This window comes from Phenylobacterium sp. (genome assembly GCF_036563385.1).
GTDB lineage: Bacteria > Pseudomonadota > Alphaproteobacteria > Caulobacterales > Caulobacteraceae > Phenylobacterium.
The window spans coordinates 307392-331284 of the sequence record NZ_DATCML010000004.1 but is presented as its reverse complement, the minus strand read 5'-3'; the positions used below and the strand labels follow the sequence as shown (position 1 = coordinate 331284).

The window sequence follows — 23893 nt, the reverse complement described above, 5'->3', positions numbered from 1 at the left end:
CTGCGCAGGCTCAACGCAGCCTTGCGCCTCTTGATCCGCGATGTAGGCCGCGGTGGACCAGGTATCAACCGCTGCGGCGGAGCTGGGCAAGCGCATCCGCCAACAGGTTTTCTGGGATCGGCATCAGCTTCGGCCCGTCGGTCCAGACCAGCGCGGCCTCGATGCGCCGGCCGGGGAAGACGTCGGCCAAGACCGCCGCGTAGAGCGCCATCTGCCGCAGGTAGGCGGGGTCGGCGTCCTCGATGCGAACCGGGGAGGGACGGTTGGTCTTGAAGTCGACGACCAGCACCCGGTCGGGCAGCACCACCAGCCGGTCGATGCGGCCGGAGATCCGCAGGCCCGCGGGCAGGGCGGCGGCCGTCCCGGCGATGCCCACCTCGGCGCGCGAGCCGGGGCCGAACACCTCGGCGAAGCGGGCGTCGTCGAGGACGCTGAGCGCAGCGGCCGTCATCTCCGCCCGCTGCGCGTCGGTCAGGTCGCGCTCGCGGGCGAGCAGCGCCTTGGCGCCGTCCGCACGGGCGGCCGGCGCGAGATCGGGCAGGACCTGCAGCAGCCGGTGGATCAGGTCGCCGCGCCGGAAGCGGCCGAGCCCCTGGGCCTCGGCGAGAGGGGAGGGAGCCGGGGTCTTCACGCCCTCTCCCAGGTCGGACGGCGAGGCATAGCGGGCGAAGGCCTCGGCATGGGGCGCAGTGGCCGACCAGGCCGGCAGGGGCGCAGCCACCGCGGCGGCCGCCGCCTCGGCAGGCAGGGTCTTCGGATCCTCCCCATAGCGCTGGAATTGCAGCCCGCCGCTCTCGACGATCCTCAGGTCGTTGCAGATCTTGGCGTGGCAGAGCGCGTCGCGCACGGCGCCCCACCAGCCGCGCAGCTTGTCGGGATCGGTGCGCTCGGCGACGCGGCCGCAGATCACCAGGCGGTCGCGGGCGCGGGTCAGGGCCACGTAGAGCAGGCGATAGGCCTCGGCCTCCTCGCGGCGCGTCCGCTCCTCCCGGGCGAAGGCGGTGGCCTCGCAGTCGCGGGCGGACGAGCCGCACCAGAGGAAGCCGTCGCGCACCTTCAGAAGGCTGGAGCCGCGGGCGCTCTGGGTCAGGGTGGTCTCGGGAAGGAAGACGATCGGCGCCTCCAGGCCCTTGGCGCCGTGGGCGGTCATCACGCGCACCTCGCGGCGCTCGCCCTCCAGCTCGCGCTTCACGACGATGTCGAGGCCGGCCAGCTCGCCGGCCAGCGTCTGCAGGTCGTGGGCGCCCCGGCCCTCGGCGGCCAGCACCTGGTTCAGAAACTCGTCGAGGGCGTCCTCGGCTTCCACGCCGAGCCGGCGCAGGAGCCGCTGGCGTATGGACCGGCCGCCAGCGTCGGCGAGGCCGAGCACCAGGGTGTAGAACTCGAACGGGCGGCGGCCCCGGCCCTCGGCGAGCGCGCGCTCCAGCAGGCCCGCCGCCGCTGACCAGTCCGGCCGCTCGGCGGCGCGGCGCCGGAGCCGGGCCCAGAGGTTCTCGCGGTCGCGCCCGTGGGCCAGGTCGTAGAGGCTGTCGTCGTCCAGGCCGCCCAGCGGGCTCTTCAGCAGGGCGGCCAGCGTCAGCTCGTCCTGCGGAAACTGGACGAAGCGGGCCAGGGCCACGAGGTCGTCAAAGACGATGTGCTGCGACAGCGCCAGGCGGTCGGCGCCGGCCACAGGTATGCCGGCCTGCTTCAGGGCGCGGAGGATCTCTTCGAACAGGGCGCGGCGCCGGCGCACCAGGATGAGGACATCGCCGGCGTGGGCGGGGCGGTACTGGCGCGTCTCCTTGTCGTAGACCGCGTCGCCGCGGGCGATCAGGGCCTTGATCTCGCCGGCGATCCGCCGGGCGAGGCGGCGGTTGGCGCTCTCCTCGCCCTCGACGTCGAGGGGCGCGTCCCAGGCCTCGCGTTCGTCGGCCTTGCGCTCCACCTCCAGCGGCCAAACGTCGACGCAGCCGGCGTGGTCGCGCCGCTGAGGGGCGTGGACCACGGGCTCGTAGGTGGCCCGCGGCTGGATGGCCTGGGCGAGCTCGGCGGGGGCGAAGACCGCATCCACGAAGGAGAGCACCTGAGGCGTCGAGCGCCAGGAGGTGAGCAGGTCCACGCGCTCGAAACGGTAGCCGGCGCCGGTGGCGCGGTCGCGGTGGAACTCGTACTTCTGCAGCAGCTGCTCGGGCTGGGCGCCCTGGAACGAGTAGATCGACTGCTTGTCGTCGCCGACCACGAAGAGGTCGCGCAGCCGCGCCTCGTCCCCCGCGCCGGCGCCGGCGAAGAACTCCTCCGACAGGGCGTCGACGATGGTCCACTGCTCGGGGGCGGTGTCCTGGGCCTCGTCGAGCAGGATGTGGTCGATGCCGCCGTCCAGCTTGTAGAGCACCCAGGCGGCGGCCGGCCGGTCGCGCAACAGCTGGCAGGCCTTCTCCACCAAGTCCTGGAAGTCCAGCACGCCCGCGGACGTCTTCTCGATGCGGTAGGCAGCCAGGTAGGCGTGGGCCAGCGTCAATGCGTCGACGGTGTCCTGCGCGATCTGGGCGGCGCGCACCCGCTCGCGGGCGAGTTCTAGCCGGCCCTGCTCGGACAGCAGCAGGGCCTGGAGGGTGGGGTCGGCCTTGATGACCTTGGCGTTGACCACCCACTTGGCCGCGTCGCCCTCGCCCTTCTCGGTGAAGAAGGGCGCAAGCGCCTGCTCGAAGGTCGCCTCGGGGTCGGCCGCCACCTGGGCGAGCTGGGCCGCGCATTTCTGGTCGTTCGAGCCGCCCTGACGCAGAGCCTCGGCGGCGCGGCGCCAGAGGCCGCGGTCGAGCCGGGCCATGTCCTCGGCGCCCACCTGATCGGGGCCGGAGCCGCGGGGGATATCGACCGCGCGCCAGACCCAGGCCTCGGCGCCGTCCAGCCCGCCCTCGCGCTGGAAGAAGTCCGCCAGGGCGCCGCGGCGCGCCTCGAAGTCCGCGAACATGGACTCGAAGCTCTGGAAGTCGAGCGCGACGGAGAAGCGGGCGTAGGCGGCGGTGACCCGGTCGTCGGCGGCCAGGGCGTGGCGCGCGACCATGGCGCGGGCCTCGCGCGCCACGGCGGCCGCGCCGGCGTCGTCCATAACCCGGAAGCCGGGGGAGATGCCGGCCTCCAGCGGGAAGCGGCGCAGCAGCTTCTCGCAGAAGGCATGGATCGTCTGGATCTTCAGGCCGCCGGGAGTCTCCAGGGCCTGGGCGAACAGCGCCCGGGCGGCGGAGAGCTGGCGATCGTCGAAGTCGCGGTCCTCGAGCCGGGTGAGCCGCTGGCGCAGCTCGGCGTTCGGCAGCACGGACCATTCGCCCAGCACGTCGAACAGCCGCCGCTGCATCTCGGAGGCGGCGGCCTTGGTGTAGGTGACACAGAGGATGGTCTCGGGCCTGGCGCCGGCCAGCAGCAGGCGCGCCACGCGGTCGATCAGGGTCTTGGTCTTGCCCGAGCCGGCGTTGGCGGTGACGAAGGCCGACAGCCGCGGGTCAGCGGCGATCTGCTGCGGATCCAGGGTGCGGGCGAGCAGGTCCAGGCTCATTCCTCGCCCTCCTCGCCGCTGGTGGACCACTCGAAGACCCGGGCTAGGTGGTCGTATTCGGAGGCGTAGAGCTTCACGAACTGGGGCGCCAGGCGAGAGGTGTAGCCGCGGTTCGGGTCCCGGTACTGGCGGACCAGCTCGACGAGGCCGGCCATGGCGGCGTCGACGGCCTCGCCGCTGTCGAGCACCTTCTTGCCGTCGCCGCCCGGCTGGGCGCGGACCTCGACCCGGCCGGCGGGCTTGCGGCCTGTGACCTCCAGGTAGGTGAGCTCGCCAGGCTCGGCGGCGGGCATGCCCGGGAAGCCGCCGCGCGCCAGGATCGCGGCGGTGAGGGTGAGCTGGGGCGAGAAGCCGGTCTTGACCATCTTCGGCGACGGCGCGTGGCCAGTCTTGAAGTCGATGACGTGGCCGTAGCCGTCGGCGGTGATCTCGATGCGGTCGGCCTTGGCCGCGACGGTGAAGGGCTGGCCGTCCACGTCGACCACCAGCTTGCCGGTCTGCTCCACGTGGATCTCGCGCCCGTCGGCGCGGCGCTCGGCCTCCAGGTCGGCGACCCAGCGGGCCGCCTCACGGGCGAGGGCGCCTTCGCGCGCCAGGCCCTCGGGCGGCATGCCGCCGGCGCGCAGGGCCTCGAGGTAGTAGCGCTCGAAGGCCTCGGCGGCGGTCTCCGGGGCGTGCGCCGGCCAGGCGCGGGCAAGGTCCTCGAAGGCCTGGTGGATGGCGGTGCCGCGTATGCGGACGTCGACGGCCTCGTCCGGCGGCCCGAGCGGGCGCAGGCTCAGGATGTCCCGGGCCCAGACCATGTAGGGGTCGCGGGTGAGGGCCTCGACGCGGGTGACGAAGAGGCTGTCGGGACGGTGCTCGACCGGCGGCCTGGGCGAAGGACGCGGGACCGGGGCGTAGGCGTCGGGCGCGTCGAGCTGGCGGGCCCAGTCGATGACGTCGCGGCGCTGGGCGAGTTCGACGCCGGCCCCGCGGGCCAGGGTCTCCAGCCGCCAGAGCCAGCGGGACTTCACCGAGGGCGCGCCCTCGCGGCGCTCGGTGTGGAGGAGGATCACCTCGGGGGCGCAGGCGGCCTGGGCGAAGTCGTGGGCGGCGAGGCCGATGCGGCGCTCGGGGCTGGGCAGGCCCAGGCGCTCGCGCATGGGGCGGGATAGGAAGGGGTCGAGGGGCGCGCCACGGGGCCAGACGCCTTCCTCGAGGCCGGCGACCACCAGACGATCGGCGCGGACCAGGCGGGCCTCGATGGCCCCCAGGATGCGCAGCCGGGGATGGGTGGCGCCGCCGGTCCGCACGGTCTCGCCCTGCATCAACTGTTCGAGCAGGTCGGCGAAGGCGCGCGGGGTGGCGGGGGGCAGGTCGCCGCCGTCGCGGATGAGGCCGGAGAGCAGGCGGCTCATGGCCTCGCCGCCGGCGCCGGCCCAGAGGTCGCCCAGGTCGCCGGCCGGGTCGCGGGCCAGGGCCTCCATGGCTTCCGCCAGGCGGGCGGCGCGGGTGGCGGGGGCCTCGGCGTCGTACTCGGCCGGGAGGGTGTCGCGGAGGGCGGCGGCGAGGGCGGCGGCGGCCGGGAAATCCGTCAGCCTACGGAGCAGGGCGTCCCAGTCGCGGGCGCGGGGGCCGCGCAGGGCGCGGCGTTCAAGGTCGACGAGCGCCGGGCCGAAGACGTCAGGGTCGAGGCCGAGGCGGACGTAGGGGTGCTTGAGGATCGCCAGCAGGACGACCGGCGCCAGAGGGTCGACGGCGGCGCGGGCCAGCAGGCCGGCCAGCGCGCCGCAAGGGGAGCCGGCGAGGCTCTCGCCCGCGGAGCTGTCGGGCACGACGCCCCAGCGCAGCAGGCGAGCCGTGACGCGACGGGCGAGGGCCTGGTCGGGGGTCACCAGGGCGGCGGTCCGCTCGGGGGTCTCCAGCGCCTCGCGCAGCAGGAGGGCGCAGGCGGTGGCGGCCTCCTCCTCGGCGCGGGCGTGCACCAGGGAGAGGCCGTCGAGGCCGCGGGCGATGGTCTCCACGCCGAGCGCCTGGATAACGCCCAGCCAGTCGGCGGTCTCCTCCGCCGGGCGCAGGGCCTCGTTGATGACGCGCTGGCGGGCGCGGCCGGCGAAGGTGACGCTCGACGCCGGCCAGGTGAGGACGTCGGCTTTCGCCACCCGGGCGTCGTCCAGGAGCCGCTTCAGGGCGCCTTGCGGATGCTGCACGTCGACCTTGGCCCAGGCCTTGTCGGCGAGGCCCTCGTCGAGGCCAGGAAGGACGACGCAGCCCTGCGGGGCGTTGGCCACTGCGATGAGCAGGGCCCGGGTGGCCGGGGCGGTGCCGGTGGAGCCGGCCGCCACCAGCACGCCCTGCGGCGGCCGGTCGGTCCAGCTCTCGGCCAGGCGGCGCAGCAGGCGGACCCGGCGCTCGCTGACGTCCACCACGCCCAATTCGCGGAGGCGTTCTGACCAGGCGGCGACGGCGCTCTCCAGGAAGGTGCGGCTGACCTGCCAGTGCTCGGCCAACTCGCTCTCCACGAGATCGTGCAGCCGGCCCTCGATGTCGGCCTCTTCGATCTGGACGCTGTCGAGGAAGCCGCCCAGCGCCTCGGCCAGCTCCAGGGCGGCGGGCGCGGTGAGGGTGCGGCCCTGCAGAAGGTGCTCGTGCTCGGCGACCAGTCGGGTGAGTTCAAAGCGCCGCTTCAGCGGGTCGATGGCGGCGGGAAGGTCGAGGGAGAGGTCGCCTGGCTCGAAGGGCGGCTCGCCCTCCTCCAGGTCGCCCAGCGGCCGCATCTGCGGCGGCAGGACCGCGCGCCCGCCGGCGGCGGCGATGAAGGCGTCGGCGATGGCTCGCGCCCCCCGGCGCGTGGGGATCAGGACCACCGCCTGGGACAGCGCCTCGGGTCCGATCGGCGCCAGGGCGTCGTGCAGGCCCTGGGCCAGATCCTGAGCGAAGGGACGGTGGGCGGGGATGTTGAACCAGCGCGGACCTGGACGGTCGAGGAAGCTCATCTGAGCCGCGCCTCGGCCGCCTCCCTGGCGGCGGGGTCGCCCACGTGCATCCAGAAAGCGTCCATGACGGCGCCGCAGAGCCGGCCCTCCGCCTGCAGGCGATGCCAGACGGGCAGCACCGAGAAGGCGCCGACGGCCGGCGAGCCGTCCAGCACCTGCGGCTTGAGGATGCCGAAGCCGACATTGGCGAAGGGTGTCGGCGGCTCGGGCGCGGTGGAATGGGTGAGCCGGCCCTGGTCGTCCATGAAGAAGCCGTTGGGCCCTTCGAAGCCGATGCCGTTCCCGCGCTTCACCAGCAGCAGCAGGATGTCCATCCGGGCGGGGTTCCAGGCGCGCTTCAGGGTTTCCAGCGGCCGCTCCCGCTCGGCGAGCCACAATGAATCGATGTTGGCCACGAAGATCGGGTCTTCGCCCAGCAGGGGGCGGGCGTGCTGGATGCCGCCGCCGGAGTCCAGCAGCTGGTCGCGCTCGTCGGAGATCAGCACCTGCAGGTCCGACCGCTGCGCAAGGTGGCGCTCCATCTGGTCGGCGAAGTGGTGGACGTTGACCACGGCGCGGGTGACGCCGGCGGCGACCAGCTCGTCGAGCACGCGGTCGATGAGGGTGCGCCCGCCTACCGGCACCAGGGCCTTGGGCATGGCGTCGGTCAGCGGCCGCATGCGGGTGCCCAGGCCAGCGGCCAGCACCATGGCCGTTGTGGGGGCTGTGACGGGCGCGCTCACGCCCGCGCCCCGGCGGGGACGTGCCGGTCGAACCAGCTCTGCAGGCCGGCCATGGCCGGGTCGCGCAGGTTGCGCTCCAGGTAGCGCCAGGTGCGGGGCATGTAGGCCGTGTACTGGGTGCGGCCGAGCAGGGCCTGGCGGGCGAACACCCGGCCCAGGATGCGCGCGGCGTTGGAGGCGGCCAGCGCCCGGTAGTCGGCGAGGAAGCCCTCGCGGTCCAGCTTGGGGCGGGCGCCGAGGAAGCGGTCCAGCATCCGCTGCTCCAGCTCGGCGGACACGTCGCGGCGGGCGTCCTGCAGCAGGTGCGTCAGGTCCCAGGCGGGGTGGGCCTTCAGCGCATCCTGGAAGTCGATCAGGCCGACCCGGGCGGGTCCCTGGCGCTCCGGCAGCCAGAGCAGGTTCTGGGCGTGGAAGTCGCGGTGGGTGAAGACGCTGGCGCCGGCCTCGCCGCGCACCCACACGGGGGCCCAAAGCGCGTCCCATTCGGCCACCGCCTCGGCGGAGAACCCGGGCAGGCCGGCGAACTTCGGCCACCACTCCAGGAAGGTGTCCGTCCCGATCTTCAAGGCAAGCGCGTCATAGGTGAGCAGCGGCCAGGCGACGTGGTCGCCGGCGGTCAGCACGTCGGGCGGGGTCACGGCCTGCAGCGCGACCTGGACGTCCACGGCGGCCTCGTAGAGCGGCAGCTCGTCCTGCCCGTCCGCCACCAGGGTGGCGAACAGGCCGTCGCCGAGGTCCTCGAGCACGCAGAGCCCGGCGTCCACGTCGTGGGCGACGATCTCGGGGGCGGAGAGGCCGCGGCCGCGCAGCCAGGTGGCGGTGGCCACGAAGGCGGCGACGGAGCCCGCCGCCAGGCGGCTGGCGGCGTTGTAGCCAAGGGCGAGGCGCTCCTGCGGCGTGGCGCCCGGCGGGCAGACGCTGCTTTCCAGGGCCGGGGGCTGGTCCATGAGGATCAGGGCGCGGCCGTCGGGGCCGCGCAGGCGCTCGTAGCTGCGCGTGGAGGCGTCGCCGCTCAGCGGGATCCGCTGCACGCCGGCCAGGCCCGCCTGCCTCAGGAACTCGGCCTTCTGGGCCTCACGGTCCGAACTCAAGCCCTCGTCCTTCCCAGGCGCCGTGCGGGATGAGCCGCACGCGCCGTTCGTCGCCATCCTCGGAAAGCGCAATCTCTACATCGAGTCGGTCCGGGGGAAGGCGGCCCTCCAGACGTTGGGGCCACTCGATCACCGCGGCCCCGTCCTCCAGCGCCTCGTCCAGACCGATCTCATAGGCCTCGTCCGGCGACGAGAGGCGATAGAGGTCGAAGTGGGCGACCTTCAGCCGCGGGCCTTCGTAGAACTGCACCAGGGTGAAGGTGGGCGAGGGCACGTCCTCGTCCGGCGTGGTCAGGGCGCGGACCAGGGCGCGGGCCAGGGTCGACTTGCCGGCCCCGAGCGGGCCGGACAGGCAGACCGCGTCGCCGGGCTCCAGCCGGGCGGCGATGGCCGCGCCCAGGCGGCCGGTGGCCGCCTCGTCCGAGAGGCGGAGGTCGCCGTCGGCAGCGTGGATCATGCGAACACCCGGTCCGGATCGGCGGGCAGGCCGCGCTCCACATGGTGCTTGAGGCGCAGGGTGACTTCGGCGGGGTCGCCGTCCAGGGCCTGCGGCGGGATCGGCCGGCCGACGGTGAGGCGGAAGGCGCGGCCCTGCTTGTTCAGCAGCTCGTGGAACAGGGTCATGTCCCGCAGTTCGGGGGAGATCCGGTTGAACAGGTGGAACAGGGTCGACCAGGGGCCGGCCACGTGGATGGGGACCACGGGCGCGTCGTACTTGCGGGCGATGGAGACGGCGCTGGGCGCCCAGGGCGGGTCGGCCAGCAGGCCGTCGGGCTGGCGGCGCGCCAGCCGCCCGGCCGGGAAGATGACCAGGCAGCGGCCGGCCTCCAGGGCCTGGCGGGTCATCTGAAGGGTCAGCCGGGTGCGCTCGCGGGTGCGCTTGGCCTCCACCCATTCCACGGGGATCAGCACCTCGTCGAGGTGGGGGGCGACGCGGTGGGCGTCGGAGTTGGCGTAGAAGCAGAGGTCGGGGCGCAGCGGCTTCAGCCGGTCGTAGACGGCGACCCCGTCGGCGATGCCGGTGGGGTGGTTGCAGACCACCACGACCGGGCCCGCGGCCGGGACGCGTCCGAGGCCGGCGGCCTCGGTGCGCAGGGCCAGCAGGCGCGAGATGTGCTCGAGCGCCTGGTGGCCTGGCAGGGGGGCGATGGCGTCGGCCATGCCCCGCGCCTTGGCGTAGTCGAGGACGGCGTAGAGCAGGGGGCGGACGAGCGGCCAGACCGGCGAGGCGGAGAGCTTCGGCGCGCGCTCGGCGATCAGGACATCGACGATGTGATCCCGCGGACGGGGCGCACTCAGGGCCTGCGCGGGCGAAGCGACGCTCATGGCCCAAGATGCGACGGCGGGGGGCGCGCGGGCAAGCGGGGCCGGCCCTCTCCCGCCGGGCGGGAGAGGGTTGGGTGAGGGCGGCTCGGGGTTGGGGGCGGGCAGGGGGTGGGACCCGGGTCCAACGGGAGCGGCGGCGGCGCGGCCGGCGCCGCCCTCACCCTGCCCTCTCCCACGCCTGCGGCGCGGGAGAGGGTTCTGGTGGCGGGCTCTTCGGCTTGGGCCTAAAACGCCGGCATGCGTGACATCACTCACTTCATCGACGGCGCGCCCGTCGCTTCGACCTCCGGCCGGTTCGGAGACGTCTTCAACCCCAACACCGGCGAGATCCAGGCCCGGGTCGGCCTGGCGACCACCGCCGAGGTGGACGCCGCGGTGGCCTCGGCGCTGCGGGCGCAGCAGACCTGGGCGCTGGTCAATCCGCAGCGGCGGGCCCGGGTCATGTTCGAGTTCAAGCGGCTGGTGGAAGCCCGCATGGACGAGCTGGCCGAGCTGCTGTCGTCCGAGCACGGCAAGGTGATCGCCGACTCCAAGGGCGACATCCAGCGCGGACTGGAGGTGATCGAGTTCGCCTGCGGCATCCCGCACGCGCTGAAGGGCGAGTACACGGAGGGCGCCGGGCCGGGGATCGACGTCTATTCCATGCGCCAGCCGCTGGGCGTGGCGGCGGGCATCACTCCGTTCAACTTCCCGGCGATGATCCCGATGTGGATGTTCGGCATCGCCATCGCCGTGGGCAACAGCTTCATCCTGAAGCCGTCGGAGAAGGACCCGAGCGTCCCGAACCGGCTGGCCGAGCTGATGATGGAGGCGGGCGCGCCCAAGGGCGTGCTGAACGTGGTGCACGGCGACAAGCTGGCGGTGGACGCCCTGCTGGACCACCCGGACGTGAAGGCGGTGAGCTTCGTGGGCTCGTCCGACATCGCCCAGTACGTCTATTCCCGCGGCACGGCGAACGGGAAGCGCGTCCAGGCCATGGGCGGCGCCAAGAACCACGGGATCATCCTGCCGGACGCCGACCTGGAGCAGGCGACGAAGGACATCATCGGGGCGGCTTATGGCTCCGCGGGGGAGCGCTGCATGGCCCTGCCGGTGGTGGTGCCGGTGGGCCGAAAGACGGCCGACGAGGTCCGCGAGCGGGTGCTGGCCGAGCTGGAGACCCTGAAGGTGGGCGTCTCCACGGATGCGGCGGCGCAGTACGGGCCAGTGGTCTCGGAGGCGCACCGGAAGCGGGTCACCGACTACATCCAGCTGGGCGTCGACGAGGGCGCCGAGCTGGTGGTCGACGGGCGGGGCTTCAGCCTGCAGGGCTATGAGAAGGGCTTCTTCATCGGGCCGACCCTGTTCGACCAGGTGAAGCCCACGATGAAGACCTACCAGGAGGAGATCTTCGGGCCGGTGCTGCAGATTGTGCGGGCCGAGACCTTCGAGGAGGCGCTGGCCCTGCCCAGCGAGCACCAGTACGGCAACGGGGTGGCGATCTTCACCCGCAACGGGCGTGCGGCGCGCGAGTTCGCAGCGCGGGTGAACGTGGGCATGGTGGGGATCAACGTGCCGATCCCGGTGCCGGTGGCCTACCACACCTTCGGCGGCTGGAAGCGGAGCGCCTTCGGCGACGCCAACCAGCACGGCATGGAAGGCGTGCGCTTCTACACCAAGGTGAAGACCATCACGGCGCGCTGGCCCGAGGGCGCGGTGGAGGACTCCGCCTTCGTGATCCCGACGATGCGGTAGGGCGATCGTCTCTCCCCCCTTGTGGGGAGGGTGGACCGCGCGTCAGCGCGGGACGGGTGGGGAAGCGGCGTTCAAGCTTCGCACACGAAGCCCGGCCCACGCTCCCCCACCCCGCTCGCCTCCGGCGAGTCGGCCCTCCCCATCAAGGGAGGGACGAGCCCGCATCACGTCCGGCGGCTGAACTGGTCCTTGTTGAAGGCGCGGGTCTTGGCGCCCTGGCCGCGCTCCAGCTCGGTGCGGCCGCCGCGGTTCGAGTTGGTGGAGGAGTAGGTGGCGCCTTCGGCCGGCTCGCCCCAGTCCTGCTCGGGATTGTCCTCCTGGCCGAGCTTGTGGATGTCGACGTTGGCCGGGGTGCCTTCGCCCAGGTCGCCGGTGGTGTCGCCCTGGCCCGCGGCGTTGCGGTCGGAGGTTCCGCCCACCGAGCCCTGGTCGCCGTCCTCGTTCTCGGCCCCGGCCGAGCCGCCGAAGCTGCGGTCCTCCATGGCCGCGCCGCTGGCGTTGGCGCCGCCCTGGCTCACGGCGCCGGCGCCCATGTCGCTCGAAGCCTGACCGCGGTCATCGCCCGTGCCGGCCGGGTCGTTGTCCCAGCCTTCGGTGTTCTGCGGCTCGGTGGCATGGGTCCCACGATCGGGGTCCTGCTGCATGTCCATGTCCTGCTGGCCCACGCCGCCGCCCTGGATCCGGGCGCGGTTCACCGAGGTGGTGCTGGGCATGTAGGTGCGGGGGTCTTCGGCCATGAAGGTCTCCTTCTTGTCGCCCTGATGAACCCGCCCGGCGCGGGCCTGTTCCTTGCGCATGACCTTCGTGACCGCTAGGCCGGAGCCGATGCCGGAGACGCTTCTCGCCGCCTACGACGCCCGCCTGGCCGCGGGCGCCCTGCGACCCGACCCGGCGCAGAAGCGGGGGCTCGAAGCCCTGGCCAGGCTCGAGGCCGACCTCGCCTCCGCGGGCGGCGGCGGGCGGCTGAAGGCCCTGTTCCGCAAGCCCGAGAGCCAGCGCGGCGTCTACCTCGTGGGGCCGGTGGGCCGCGGCAAGTCGATGCTGATGGACCTGTTCTTCGAGACCGCGCCGGTGGAGCGGAAGCGGCGGACCCACTTCCACGTCTTCATGGGCGAGATCCACCGGCTGATCGACGCCTGGCGCAAGGGCGACGCCGCCGCCCGGAAGGCGCGGTTCGGGCAGGCGAAGGGGGATGACCCCATCCCGCCGGTGGCTGACGTGGTGGCCGACGGCGCGCGGCTGCTCTGCTTTGACGAGTTCCAGGTCACCGACATCGCCGACGCCATGATCCTCGGCCGCCTGTTCGAGGCGCTGTTCGCCCGCGGCGTGACCCTGGTGGCGACCTCGAACCGGCATCCCGACCAGCTCTACAAGGACGGCATCAACCGCCAGCTCTTCCTGCCCTTCATCGAGCTCCTGAAGTCGAAGGTGGACGTGGTGGAGGTGGCCGGCGCCCACGACTACCGGCTGGACCGGCTTCGCGCCGCGGGCACCTGGTTCTCGCCCAACGACCCGGACAACCAGCGCAGCTTCGACCGGCTCTGGCAGGAGATGCTGGGCGGCGAGGAGGAGACCGGCGGCGAGCTTGAGGTGCTGGGCCGCAAGGTGACCCTGCCGCGGGCGTCCGGCGGGATGGTGCGGGCCGGGTTCGGCAGCCTCTGCGAAGTGGCGCTGGGGCCGAACGACTACCTGGCCTTGGCCGAGCGGTTCCACACGGTGTTCCTGGAGGACCTGCCGAGGCTGACGCCGGCGCGGCGCGAGGCGGCGCGGCGGTTCGTGCTCCTGATCGACGCGCTTTACGAGGCGAGGACCCGGCTGATCGTGCTGGCCGAGGCCGAGCCGCCGAAGCTCTATCCGGAGGGCGAAGGCGCGTTCGAGTTCGAGCGCACGGCCTCGCGCCTGCAGGAGATGCGCTCGGCGGATTGGCTGGCGGAACGTTAGCGCCCGCGCAGCCGGCGGGGAAAAACCACGGAAGACACGGAATACACGGACGCCTCCCGGGGCGGTGCGAAGGCCTTCCGTGTGGTCCGTGTTTTCTGTGGTTTCAGGGCGCTTCACGCAGGGGAGGCGAGCGGAGGCTTTCCACGAGTTCGCGGGCGAGGGGGCGGAGGTCGTGGAGGTTGCGGACGACGATGTTGAGGTCGCGGACCGCCCAGTCGTCGGCGAGGTCGACGACGGCGAGCTGCATGGTGCGAGCGGCGCGAGCGGCGGTGGTCGCCGGCACCACGCCGACGCCGACGCCGCATTCCACCAGGCGGCAGACGGCGTCGAAGCTGCGCAGCTGGACGCGGAGCTTGATCGGCCGGCCTTCGCGCACCGCCTTGGCGGAAAGGAAGCGCTGCAGGGAGCTCGAGCGCTCCAGGCCGATGAAGTCGTAGTCCAGCACCTCGGCGAAGACGGCATGCGGCCGCTGCGCCAAGGGGTGGTCCTTCGCGGTGACCACCACGAACCGGTCCGAGCGGAACGGAAAGGCCTGCAGGGCGCCCACTTCCACGGTGCCGGCGACGATGCCCACGTCGCCCACGCCCTCGGCGATGAGGCCGACGATCTCGTCGGAGAGCCGCTCCTCCAGGTCCACGCTGACGTGCGGGTGGGCGGCGAGGAAGGACGACAGCGCCTCCGGGAGGAATTCGGTGAGCGCATTGGTGTTGGCCAGCACCCGGACCTCGCCCGACGCGCCGCCGGCGAAGGCGGAGAGGTCCTCGCGCATGCGGGCGCCCTGGTCGAGGATGGCGCGCGCGTGCTTCAGCAGCATGCGTCCCGCGGCGGTGGGGGCGACCCCCTGACGCGAGCGGGTGAGCAGGGCGGCGCCCAAGCTCTCCTCCATGCCGCGGATGCGGGTTGAGGCGGCGGCCAGGGCCAGCGCCGAGCGCTCGGCGCCCGCCGTGATCGAGCCCGCGTCGACCACGTCGCAGAACAGCCGCAGGTCGGTGAGGTCGAAGCGCATGATCCTTCGTCTTTCGCGAAGGATCACTACAGCAATGGCGCATTGCCAAGCGACCGCAAAATCTGAGGATTCGGCGGTTACGAAGGTGGCGGACCCTGCGCCTGCGCCTTCGTTGACAGCGATCCGGGACGGCCTAAAAGCGGGGCCGCCCCCCAACAACGAGCGAGCGGCTGGACCATGACCGACGCCACCCGGGCTCCGCGCGAGCGGCCCCTGTCGCCCCACACGAGCATCTGGCGATGGCACATCACCATGGCCGCCTCGATCGCCACGCGGATCACCGGCGTCGGCCTCTACCTGGGCGCTCTGATCCTGGCGGCCTGGGCGATCAGCCTGGCCTCGGGGCCCGAGGCCTACGCCACGTTCAAGGGCGTGATGGGGTCCTTCCTCGGCAAGGTCGTGCTGTTCGGCATGACGCTGTCGTTCTTCTACCACCTGGCGGCGGGCGTCCGGCACATCGTCTGGGACCTGGGCCACGCGCTGACGGTGCGGCAAGCCAACGCTTTCTCGGTGGCGAGCTTCGCCTTCGCCGGCGCCGCGACCATCGCCGTCTGGGTGATCGCCGGCCTGATCGGAGCGCTGTGATGGAAAAGCCGAGCTACCGCACGCCGCTCTCGCGGGCCCGGGGCCTGGGCGCGGCGCACCATGGGGCCGCCGAATGGATCGCCTCCGGCCTGACCGCCGCGGCCCTCGTGCCGCTGACCCTGTGGATGGTGTTCGCCGTCCTGCGGCTGGCGCAGCTTGACTATGCCGGGGCGGTCGAATGGATCGGCCGGCCGGTGAACACCACCCTGGTCATCCTGACCGTGGTCCTCAGCTTCGCCCACATGCACCACGGCATGCGGGTGGTCATCGAGGACTACATCCACAAGCGGCTGAGCAAGCTCGGCCTGATCGCGCTCAGCGTCTTCGTCAGCGGCCTCGCCGGCGCGCTGACGGTGTTCTCCATCCTTACGGTCGCGTTCCGCGGCGGGGTGTACTGAAGCCATGGCGGCCTACGAATTCATCGACCACAAGTTCGACGTCGTCGTCGTCGGGGCCGGCGGCTCCGGCCTGCGCGCGGCGCTCGGCTGCGCCCAGGCGGGCCTGAAGACGGCCTGCGTGACCAAGGTCTTCCCGACCCGCTCGCACACCGTGGCGGCGCAGGGCGGCATCTCGGCCAGCCTCGGCAACATGGGCGAGGACGACTGGCGCTGGCACATGTACGACACCGTCAAGGGGTCGGACTGGCTGGGCGACCAAGACGCCATCGAATACCTGTGCCGCAACGCGCCGGCCGCGGTCTACGAGCTGGAACACTGGGGCGTGCCGTTCTCGCGCACGGCCGATGGCAAGATCTACCAGCGCGCCTTCGGCGGCATGACCCGCAACTTTGGCGAGGCGCCCATCCAGCGCACCTGCGCGGCGGCCGACCGGACCGGCCACGCCATGCTGCACACCATGTATGGGCAGAGCCTGGCCAACGACACCGAGTTCTTCATCGAGTACTTCGCGCTCGACCTGATCATGGACGAGGGCGTGTGCCGCGGCGTCACCGCCTGGAAGCTGGACGACGGCACCCTGCACCGCTTCCAGGCGCAGCTGGTGATCCTGGCGACCGGCGGCTACGGCCGGGCCTACTTCTCCTGCACCAGCGCCCACACCTGCACGGGCGACGGCAACGCCATGGTGCTGCGCGCCGGCCTGCCGCTGCAGGACATGGAGTTCGTCCAGTTCCACCCGACAGGGATCTACGGCGCCGGCTGCCTGATCACGGAAGGCGCGCGGGGCGAGGGCGGCTACCTGACCAATTCCGAGGGCGAGCGGTTCATGGAGCGCTATGCGCCCACCGTGAAGGACCTCGCGCCGCGGGACATGGTCAGCCGCGCCATGACCATCGAGATCCGTGAGGGCCGCGGCGTGGGGCCGAAGAAGGACCACATCTTCCTGCACCTCGACCACTTGGATCCCGCAGTATTGGCGGAGCGTCTCCCGGGCATTTCGGAGAGCGCGAAGATCTTCGCAGGTGTCGACGTCACGAAAGAGCCGATTCCGGTTCTTCCCACGGTCCATTACAACATGGGCGGCATTCCGACGAACTTCTATTCTGAGGTCGTTACCAAGGCTGGGGGGAACCCGGACCAGGTGGTGCCCGGGCTGATGGCGGTGGGCGAGGCGGCGTGCGTGAGCGTGCACGGCGCCAACCGTCTCGGCTCCAACAGCCTGATCGACCTGGTGGTGTTCGGGCGCTCGGCGGCGCTGCGCGCGGCCGACACCATCAAGGCCGGCGACAAGCAGCCGGAGCTGAAGCCGCACCACACCGAAAGCCACCTGGCGCGCTTCGACCGCCTGCGGCACGCCTCGGGCCCGACGCCCACGGCGGCGCTGCGGCTGGAGATGCAGCGGGCCATGCAGGAGGAGGCGGCGGTGTTCCGCACCTCGACGAGCCTGAAGTCCGGCGTCGAACGCATGGCTCAGGTTCATGCCAAGCGCGGCGACATCCGCGTCGCCGACCGCGGCATGATCTGGAACACCGACCTCATGGAGACCCTGGAGTTCGACAACCTGGTCGGCCAGGCGGTGGTGACGGTGAACGGCGCGGCCAACCGCACCGAGAGCCGCGGCGCCCACGCCCACGAGGACTTCCCCGACCGCGACGACAAGACCTGGATGAAGCACACGCTCGCCTGGTTCGACGACGCCTCCGGCAAGGTGAAGATCGACTACCGCCCGGTGCACGACTTCACCCTGACCAACGACATCGCCCCGATCCCGCCGAAGGCGCGGGTGTACTGAGGACGCCCGACTGATGGTCCAGCTCCGCCTGCCGAAGAACTCCCGCGTCACCAAGGGCAAGCACTTCCATGCCCCGGCCGGCGCGGGCCGCACCAAGACCTTCCGGATCTACCGCTACGATCCGGAAGGGACCGAGAACCCGCGCTGGGACACCTACGAGGTGGACGTGGACGCCTGCGGACCCATGGTCCTGGACGTGCTGATCCACATCAAGAACACCATGGACCCGACGCTGGCCTTCCGGCGCTCGTGCCGGGAGGGCGTCTGCGGCTCCTGCGCCATGAACATCGGCGGCCGCAACACGCTCGCCTGCACCCACGGCTGGGAAGAGGTCCCCGGCAAGGAGTGCCAGGTCAGCCCCCTGCCGCACATGCCGGTGGTCAAGGACCTGGTGCCGGACCTGACCCTGTTCTACGCCCAGTACGCCTCCATCGAGCCCTGGCTGCACACCGAGACGCCCGAGCCGCAGAAGGAGTGGCGCCAGAGCCCCGAGGACCGGGAGAAGCTGGACGGCCTCTACGAGTGCATCCTGTGCGCGTGCTGCTCGACCAGCTGCCCGAGCTACTGGTGGAACCAGGAGAAGTACCTGGGTCCGGCCGCCCTGCTGCACGCCTACCGCTGGATCATCGACAGCCGCGACGAGAGCACGGGCGCCCGCCTGGACGACCTGGAAGATCCGTTCAAGCTCTACCGCTGCCACACGATCATGAACTGCGCCCAGGTCTGCCCGAAGGGCCTGAACCCGGCCAAGGCGATCGCCGAGGTCAAGAAGATGCTCGCCGACCGGGTGGTCTGAGCCGGCCGGCCGCACGGGCCCGGAGGGACCCAGGACGACACGGACCGTACGGAGGCGCGCACTTCTTCCGTGCCTTCCGTGTGGTCCGTGGTTCAATGGTTTCGGGCCGGCTTCGCCGGCGCCGCGCCTCGGGTAAGTTGACGGGGTCGTCACTTTTGGGCATCGGGGGAAGATGAGCCAGGGCGGACACGTGGTGATCCTCGGCGCGGGGCATGCGGGCGGCACGGCCGCGGCCCTGCTGCGCCAGTATGGCCACGAGGGGCCGATCACCCTGGTGGGCGACGAGCCGATCGCGCCTTACCAGCGCCCGCCGCTGTCCAAGGCGTGGCTCAAGGGCGAGGCCGACGCGGGCGCGCTGGCGCTGAAGCCGCTCGAATTCTACGCCGAGGCCGGCATCGACTTCCGGCCGGGGGTGCGGGCGAACAGGATCACCCGCGGTCCGAAGACGGTGGCGCTGTCGGACGGCGCCACGCTCACCTATGACCAGCTGATCCTCGCCACCGGAGCCCGGGCCATCGCCCTGCCGATCCCCGGCGCCGACCTGCAAGGCGTGCTGTTCCTGCGCACCGCGGCCGACGCCGAGGCGCTGAAGGCCGCGGTCGGCCCCGGCAAGCGGCTGGCGGTGGTGGGCGGCGGCTACATCGGCCTGGAAGTGGCCGCCTCCGGCCGGGCGTTGGGCGCCGAGGTGGTCGTCCTGGAGCGCGAGGACCGGATCCTGGCGCGGGTGGCCTGCAAGGTCCTCTCCGACTTCTTCCAGGGCTACCACCAGCAGCACGGCGTCGCCTTCGAGCTGGGCTGCAGCGTCACCGGCTTCGAGGGCGAGGGCGGCCGGATTACCGGCGTGCGCCTGGCGGACGGCCGGGTGATCGCCTGCGACGCGGCGGTGGTGGGCGTGGGCGCCCACCCGAACGACGAACTCGCCAACGACTGCGGGCTGGAGACCGCCCGGGGCGTGGTGGTCGATTTGGACGCCCGCAGCGTCTCGGACCCGAACGTCTTCGCAATCGGCGACGTGGCGCACCGGCCGATGCCGATCTATGGCGAGCGCATGTTCCGGATGGAGAGCGTGCCCAACGCGCTGGAGCAGGCCAAGCAGGCCGCCAGCGCCATCACCGGCCGGCCGCGGCCGCCCGGCGAGTGCCCCTGGCAGTGGTCGGACCAGTACGATCTGAAGCTGCAGATCGCGGGCTATGCGTTCGATGTGGACGAAGTGCTGGTGCGCGGCGACCCGACCAGCGGCAAGTTCGCCGTTTTCCACCTGGCCGGGAACCAGGTCCAGTCGGTGGAGGCGATCAACGCGCCGCCGGAATTCATGATGGGCAAGCAGCTCATCCTCAACCGCAAGCCGGTGGACAAGGCGAAGCTTGCCGACCCCGCCGTTTCCATGAAAGAGGTCGTCGCCCAGGGTTAGGGCCTTTCCGCCGAAGCGGTCTCCGGTTCGGCGACAGGAAAGGCGCTCAACAACATCAGGCGGCGCGTACGAGGGCAGGATCACCGATGGCCAAGATCACCTACATCGAGCACGACGGCACCGAGCATGTGGTGGACGTGAAGCCGGGCCTGTCCGTGATGGAAGGCGCGGTGAAGAACAACATCCCAGGCATCGACGCCGACTGCGGCGGCGCCTGCGCCTGCGCCACCTGCCACGTCTATGTGGACGGCGCCTGGCAGTCGAAGACCGGGACCAAGTCGGCCATGGAAGAGTCGATGCTCGACTTCGCCGAGAACGTCGAGGAGAACTCCCGCCTGTCGTGCCAGATCAAGGTCACCGACGAGCTGGACGGCCTGGTGGTGCGCATGCCGGAGAGCCAGCACTAAGCGTTCATTCGAGCCGCGCCCCCGGCGGTCGAGCCGCCGCAACCGGGAGGCGCGCGACCGCTGGCCGCGGAGCCGCCCGGCGGCAAGTGCGGTAACGCCACGGCGCAGACGGCGCCTGGATGTCGGCCCGTCGACAGAGCGTCAACCGATCGCGGGCACACTGCCGGCGGGTGGTGGGCGCGCCAAGTGCGGGAGGGCTCGGTTCCGATGTTCACGTCCGACGAGAGCGCGCGGCTGGCGGCCCTGCGCGAGTACGAGATCCTCGACACCCCGCCCGAGGCCGCCTTCGACCGGATCACGCGGCTGGCCGCCGAGCTGTTCGAGACGCCGATCGCCGCCGTCAGCCTGATCGACGAGGACCGCCAGTGGTTCAAGTCCATCGTCGGCCTCGACGTGAGCCAGACGCCGCGCGAGCAGGCGTTCTGCGCCCACACCATCCGCAACGAGGACATCCTGGTGGTGGTGGACGCCGAGCAGGACGACCGCTTCCGCGACAACCCGCTGGTCACCGACGCCCCGAGCATCCGCTTCTACGCCGGGGCGCCCCTCCAGCTGCGCAGCGGCCACCGGCTGGGCGCGCTCTGCATCATCGACCGACGGCCGCGCCCGCCGCTCACCGAGGCCGAGAAGCGTCGGCTGCTGACCTTGGCCGAGATCGTGGTCAACGAGATGGACCTGCGCCTGATGAACGAGCGCAACGCCCTGCTCAGCCGCCGCGCCGAGGCGGCCACCCAGGCCAAGTCCGAGTTCCTGGCCAACATGACCCACGAGCTGCGCACGCCCCTGACCAGCGTGATCGGCTTCAACGGCCTGCTGGCGGCCTCGCCCGGATTGTCCGAGCGCGACCGGAACCTCGCCGCAAAGGCGCGGACGGCCAGCGAGAAGCTGCTGACCATCGTCAACGACGTGCTGGACCTGGCGAGGCTGGAAGCCGGCGCGGCGGAGCTGAGCCTCGAGGCGGTGGATCCCGCCGAGGTGGCCGCCTCGGCGGCCGAGCTGTTCGTCGAACGCGCCGCCGAGAAGGGCCTGGCCCTGACGGTGGAGCTGCCGGCCGACCTGCCACGGGTGAGCGGCGACGCCGCCCGCCTGCGCCAGGTGCTGGTCAATCTGCTGGGCAATGCGGTGAAGTTCACCGAAGCCGGCTCGGTGACGCTGCGCGCGTCGGCCGCCGGCGGCGAGGTGGCGCTGGAGGTGGCCGACACCGGCGTCGGCGTCCCAGCCGACCAACTCGATCGCATCTTCGAGCGGTTCGAGCAGGCGCCTGGCGCCGCGAGCAAGTTCGGCGGCACGGGCCTGGGCCTGGCCATCTCCCGCCGGCTCGCCGAGCAGATGGGCGGCGCGATCACCGTGCGCAGCACGCCGGGCGAGGGCTCGGTGTTCACGGTGCGGCTGCCGGCGGCGGCGGGATAGGGCGGTTTCGGCCGGTTGATCCGCAGCCGCGCCTGGGCCAATCCAAGGGCCACACCAGAGGGAGCGGAGACGGCATGAGCGACGGCGGGACGATCGCGCGGCGGGGACTCCTGGCGGGCGCGGGCCTGGTGCTGGCGGCGCCGGGGCTGGTGCGGGCGGCCGCGGCCAAGCCGCGGGTGGCCATCAAGACGGGGCGCGGGACCATCGTCGTCGAGCTGGAGGACAAGCGCGCGCCGATCACGGCGGCCAACTTCCTGCGCTATGTGGACGCCAAGGCTTATGACGGCGGGACCTTCTTCCGCGCGGCGCGGACGCCCGGCGTGGCCAAGGACGGCACCATCGTGGGCGCGCCCGACGCCAAGGTCCGGCCGTTTGCGCCGATCCGGCACGAGCCCACCACCAAGACCGGGCTGAAGCACCTGAACGGGACGATCTCGCTTGGCCGCTTCGCCACCGGCACGGCGACCAACAACTTCTTCATCTGCGTGGGCGACCAGCCCTACCTCGACGCCCACCCCGGCCAGCCCGGCGACAACGCGGGCTACGCGGCGTTCGGGCGGGTGGTGTCCGGGATGGCGGTGGTGGAGAGGATCCTGTCGCTGCCCACCAATGGCGAGACCAAGTTCAAGGACCAGCGCGGCCAGTGGCTGAAGCCGCCCGTGCCCATCGTGACGATGCGGCGGGCATAGGCGCGCGCGGGAGCCGGTGAACCGGCCCTGATCAGAGAGAGCGTAGGCGCGCCGCCGGCGTTTGCCGCTCCGGCGCCAGCCGTCCCGACATCGCGCGCTGCAGCAAACGCTGGAAGGTCGGGCATTCCGAATGCCGCGGCGCCGGGCACTCGGCGGCGTGCCTCAAGCCGTCACGCATGGCCTGCAGGCGGCCGATCTTCTCATCCAGCTCATCCGCCTTGGCTCTCAGCAGATCGCGGTCGAGATCCATCGCACCGGACGAGGCGAACATCCTTCCGATCTCCTCGAGCGAGAACCCGGCTGTCCTGCCGAGCGAGATCAGCGCCAGTCTCTGGAGGATGGAGGGTTCGAAGATGCGGCGCGCACCTTTCCGCCCGATCGAGGCGATGAGGCCCTTCTCCTCGTAGAACCTCAGGGTCGAGGCCGCCGTCCCGGTCAGGCTCGCCACCTCTGCGATATCCAGCAACTTCATCGCTTGACCTCAAGTGAACTTGAACTTGCAGGGTGCGGCTCACGGCTTGGATTTGGCAAGAGGAGAAGCGACGTGCCTCAAGGCTCGGAAACCAACCGCCAGCAGGCGGAGCTCTGGAATTCACAGGCTGGAGCCACTTGGGTGAGGATGCAGGGCCTGCTCGACAGGGTCCTGGCGCCGGTTGGCGATCTCGTCGTGGAAGCCGGCTTCCCCGGCGCGGACGCCTGCGTGCTGGACGTGGGCTGCGGCGCCGGCGCGACGACCTTGGCGATGGCGGCGAGGCTGGGCCCCCAGGGGGGCTGCATCGGGGTGGACATCTCGGAGCCGCTGGTCGCGGCGGCCAGGGCCGGCGGGAACGAACAGGCGAGCTTCATCGCGGCGGACGCCCAGACCCACGGCTTCGAGCCCGAGGCCTTCGACGCCGTGATCTCCCGCTTCGGGGTGATGTTCTTCGAAGACCCGGTGGCGGCCTTCAGAAACATCCGGAGCGCGGTGCGGCCGGGGGGCCGCCTCGCCTTCGCGGCCTGGCGCAGCCCGGCCGACAATCCCTTCATGACGCTGGCGACGCGGGCCGCCGCGCACCTGCTGCCCGACCTGCCCCGGCCGGAACCCGACGCCCCTGGCCAGTTCGGCTTCGCGCGCGCCGAACGGATCCGCGAGGTCCTTTCCGCTTCCGGGTGGACGGACATCGAGGTGCGGCCTCTCGACGTCGAGACGCAGATGTCCGAGCCGGACCTGCACCGCTACGTGACCACCATGGGACCGGTGGGCCTCGCCCTGCAGGCGCTGCCGGACACCCAGGCGGCCGCGGTTCGCGATGCTGTGATATCGGCCTACCAGCCGTTGCTGCAGGACGGCGTCGCGCGGTTCGAGATGGCGATCTGGCTGGTGACGGCGAGGGCCTGAGCTGTGGCGGCGCCGGGAGGAGACGGCGAAAAGCGCTCAGGGCTCGTGGATCATGCCGACCCGCAGGTCATCAGCGGGTGGTCTTCGAATTCGGAGGCGAACTCGGCGACGGCGTCCTCGATGAAGCCCAAGGGGCGCGGGGGTGGGTGCTGGTCGGTGCGGTGGCGGAGGAAGAGCTCTTCGAAGCCGCCGGGATGGAAGCTCACCAGGAGGCGGACCGGCTCGGCTGTCAAATTGGCGAAGCCGTGGCGGGCGCCGGGCGGGACCCGGACGAAGTCGCCGGGTCCGAGCGTGAGGACTTGGTCCTCGAGCAGGAACTGAAGCTCGCCCTGCTGCACGAGGAAGGTCTCCTCGATCTCGCGGTGGCCGTGGGCGCCGTAGGCCGGCGAGGGGGCGCTCTGGTGCTCCGGCCCGCCGGCGGCGACGACGTACTCCATGAGGGCGTACCGCCCGCCCGTCTCGCGCCCCGAGACGATGACGCGGCCGTGGTCGGAGCCATCTTCGAAGGCGACGCCGCCGGTGGCGGGGACAAGCGCGGTGGCGGTCATGGCGACAGGATAGCGGCGTTACGTGGAGAGTCAGCAGGCGGGGTCGCGCGGCGGTGCGACCGCCGGCCGCATGCGCCGGGATGCCGGGGTTCGGCGCAGCGGCGGGTGGGGGCGATCCGACAAAGGTGGGGGCAGCTGCACGGCGG

Annotated in this window: 21 protein-coding genes; 11 read left to right on the top strand and 10 right to left on the bottom strand. The window is 71.9% G+C overall.

All coding sequences use genetic code 11. From position 1 onward, the window contains the following. Nucleotides 1-64: 64 nt before the first annotated feature. Genes addA through VIL67_RS02435 form a run of 6 tightly spaced genes read right to left on the bottom strand, consistent with a single transcriptional unit; the run spans nt 65 to nt 9652 of the window. A complete protein-coding gene (gene addA, locus VIL67_RS02460; RefSeq protein ID WP_332047254.1) occupies nt 65-3535 on the bottom strand; it encodes a double-strand break repair helicase AddA in 3471 nt (1156 codons plus the stop codon). Beyond that, on the bottom strand, nt 3532-6513 hold the full coding sequence (gene addB, locus VIL67_RS02455; protein WP_332047253.1) for a double-strand break repair protein AddB: 2982 nt from the start codon (nt 6511-6513) through the stop codon (nt 3532-3534). The genes addA and addB overlap by 4 nt, the downstream gene beginning before the upstream one ends. Next, on the bottom strand, nt 6510-7235 hold the full coding sequence (locus VIL67_RS02450) for a nucleotidyltransferase family protein (protein ID WP_332047252.1): 726 nt from the start codon (nt 7233-7235) through the stop codon (nt 6510-6512). The genes addB and VIL67_RS02450 overlap by 4 nt, the downstream gene beginning before the upstream one ends. Beyond that, the gene (gene amgK / locus VIL67_RS02445) at nt 7232-8326 is read right to left on the bottom strand and encodes an N-acetylmuramate/N-acetylglucosamine kinase AmgK (protein WP_332047251.1); all 1095 of its coding nucleotides are present in this window, start codon (nt 8324-8326) and stop codon (nt 7232-7234) included. The genes VIL67_RS02450 and amgK overlap by 4 nt, the downstream gene beginning before the upstream one ends. After that, nucleotides 8310-8783 (bottom strand): tRNA (adenosine(37)-N6)-threonylcarbamoyltransferase complex ATPase subunit type 1 TsaE, encoded by a 474-nt coding sequence (gene tsaE / locus VIL67_RS02440; RefSeq protein WP_332047250.1) that lies wholly within the window; start codon nt 8781-8783, stop codon nt 8310-8312. The genes amgK and tsaE overlap by 17 nt, the downstream gene beginning before the upstream one ends. Next, nucleotides 8780-9652: a 1-acyl-sn-glycerol-3-phosphate acyltransferase gene (locus VIL67_RS02435; protein ID WP_332047249.1), complete on the bottom strand. Its 873-nt coding sequence runs from the start codon at nt 9650-9652 to the stop codon at nt 8780-8782. Before VIL67_RS02435 ends, tsaE begins: the two co-directional genes overlap by 4 nt. Before the next feature lie 237 nt (nt 9653-9889). Here VIL67_RS02435 and VIL67_RS02430 point away from each other — a divergent pair, with 237 nt between their 5' ends. Further along, the gene (locus VIL67_RS02430) at nt 9890-11386 is read left to right on the top strand and encodes a CoA-acylating methylmalonate-semialdehyde dehydrogenase (protein WP_332047248.1); all 1497 of its coding nucleotides are present in this window, start codon (nt 9890-9892) and stop codon (nt 11384-11386) included. 164 nt (nt 11387-11550) lie between these two features. Here the strand turns inward: VIL67_RS02430 and VIL67_RS02425 are convergent, their stop codons facing one another. Beyond that, nucleotides 11551-12123, bottom strand: a complete 573-nt coding sequence (locus VIL67_RS02425) for a hypothetical protein (RefSeq protein WP_332047247.1) — start codon at nt 12121-12123, stop codon at nt 11551-11553. Between the two features lie 88 nt (nt 12124-12211). On the opposite strand from VIL67_RS02425, the gene zapE reads away from it, so the two are divergent. Continuing rightward, entirely contained in the window at nt 12212-13327 is a 1116-nt protein-coding gene (gene zapE / locus VIL67_RS02420) for a cell division protein ZapE (protein ID WP_332047246.1), read from the top strand. 103 nt (nt 13328-13430) lie between these two features. Here the strand turns inward: zapE and VIL67_RS02415 are convergent, their stop codons facing one another. Further along, nucleotides 13431-14333, bottom strand: coding sequence for a LysR substrate-binding domain-containing protein (locus tag VIL67_RS02415; protein WP_332047245.1), 903 nt, complete (start codon nt 14331-14333; stop codon nt 13431-13433). A 177-nt stretch (nt 14334-14510) separates the two neighbouring features. On the opposite strand from VIL67_RS02415, the gene sdhC reads away from it, so the two are divergent. The 8 genes from sdhC to VIL67_RS02375 all read left to right on the top strand — a co-directional run bounded on the left by sdhC (nt 14511) and on the right by VIL67_RS02375 (nt 21821). After that, nucleotides 14511-14918: a succinate dehydrogenase, cytochrome b556 subunit gene (gene sdhC / locus VIL67_RS02410; protein ID WP_332047244.1), complete on the top strand. Its 408-nt coding sequence runs from the start codon at nt 14511-14513 to the stop codon at nt 14916-14918. Further along, on the top strand, nt 14918-15316 hold the full coding sequence (gene sdhD / locus VIL67_RS02405; RefSeq protein ID WP_332047243.1) for a succinate dehydrogenase, hydrophobic membrane anchor protein: 399 nt from the start codon (nt 14918-14920) through the stop codon (nt 15314-15316). Before sdhC ends, sdhD begins: the two co-directional genes overlap by 1 nt. A 4-nt stretch (nt 15317-15320) precedes the next feature. Next, on the top strand, nt 15321-17108 hold the full coding sequence (gene sdhA / locus VIL67_RS02400) for a succinate dehydrogenase flavoprotein subunit (protein ID WP_332047242.1): 1788 nt from the start codon (nt 15321-15323) through the stop codon (nt 17106-17108). A gap of 13 nt (nt 17109-17121) precedes the next feature. Further along, nucleotides 17122-17904 (top strand): succinate dehydrogenase iron-sulfur subunit, encoded by a 783-nt coding sequence (locus tag VIL67_RS02395; protein WP_332047241.1) that lies wholly within the window; start codon nt 17122-17124, stop codon nt 17902-17904. Nucleotides 17905-18076: 172 nt separating this feature from the next. Then, on the top strand, nt 18077-19315 hold the full coding sequence (locus VIL67_RS02390) for an NAD(P)/FAD-dependent oxidoreductase (protein ID WP_332047240.1): 1239 nt from the start codon (nt 18077-18079) through the stop codon (nt 19313-19315). Nucleotides 19316-19401: 86 nt separating this feature from the next. Continuing rightward, complete coding sequence (locus VIL67_RS02385; RefSeq protein WP_332047239.1) at nt 19402-19722, top strand: 2Fe-2S iron-sulfur cluster-binding protein; 321 nt, start codon at nt 19402-19404, stop codon at nt 19720-19722. 207 nt (nt 19723-19929) lie between these two features. Further along, nucleotides 19930-21132 carry a GAF domain-containing sensor histidine kinase gene (locus tag VIL67_RS02380; protein WP_332047238.1) on the top strand — a complete coding sequence of 401 codons (1203 nt, stop codon included), beginning with the start codon at nt 19930-19932 and terminating at the stop codon, nt 21130-21132. Nucleotides 21133-21206: 74 nt separating this feature from the next. Further along, on the top strand, nt 21207-21821 hold the full coding sequence (locus VIL67_RS02375) for a peptidylprolyl isomerase (RefSeq protein WP_332047237.1): 615 nt from the start codon (nt 21207-21209) through the stop codon (nt 21819-21821). Between the two features lie 31 nt (nt 21822-21852). Here the strand turns inward: VIL67_RS02375 and VIL67_RS02370 are convergent, their stop codons facing one another. Continuing rightward, nucleotides 21853-22293 carry a helix-turn-helix domain-containing protein gene (locus VIL67_RS02370; RefSeq protein WP_332047236.1) on the bottom strand — a complete coding sequence of 147 codons (441 nt, stop codon included), beginning with the start codon at nt 22291-22293 and terminating at the stop codon, nt 21853-21855. 72 nt (nt 22294-22365) lie between these two features. On the opposite strand from VIL67_RS02370, the gene VIL67_RS02365 reads away from it, so the two are divergent. Then, nucleotides 22366-23199 (top strand): class I SAM-dependent methyltransferase, encoded by an 834-nt coding sequence (locus VIL67_RS02365; RefSeq protein ID WP_332047235.1) that lies wholly within the window; start codon nt 22366-22368, stop codon nt 23197-23199. A 50-nt stretch (nt 23200-23249) separates the two neighbouring features. Here VIL67_RS02365 and VIL67_RS02360 read toward each other — a convergent pair whose 3' ends face one another. Continuing rightward, complete coding sequence (locus VIL67_RS02360; protein WP_332047234.1) at nt 23250-23747, bottom strand: cupin domain-containing protein; 498 nt, start codon at nt 23745-23747, stop codon at nt 23250-23252. Nucleotides 23748-23893 lie beyond the last annotated feature (146 nt).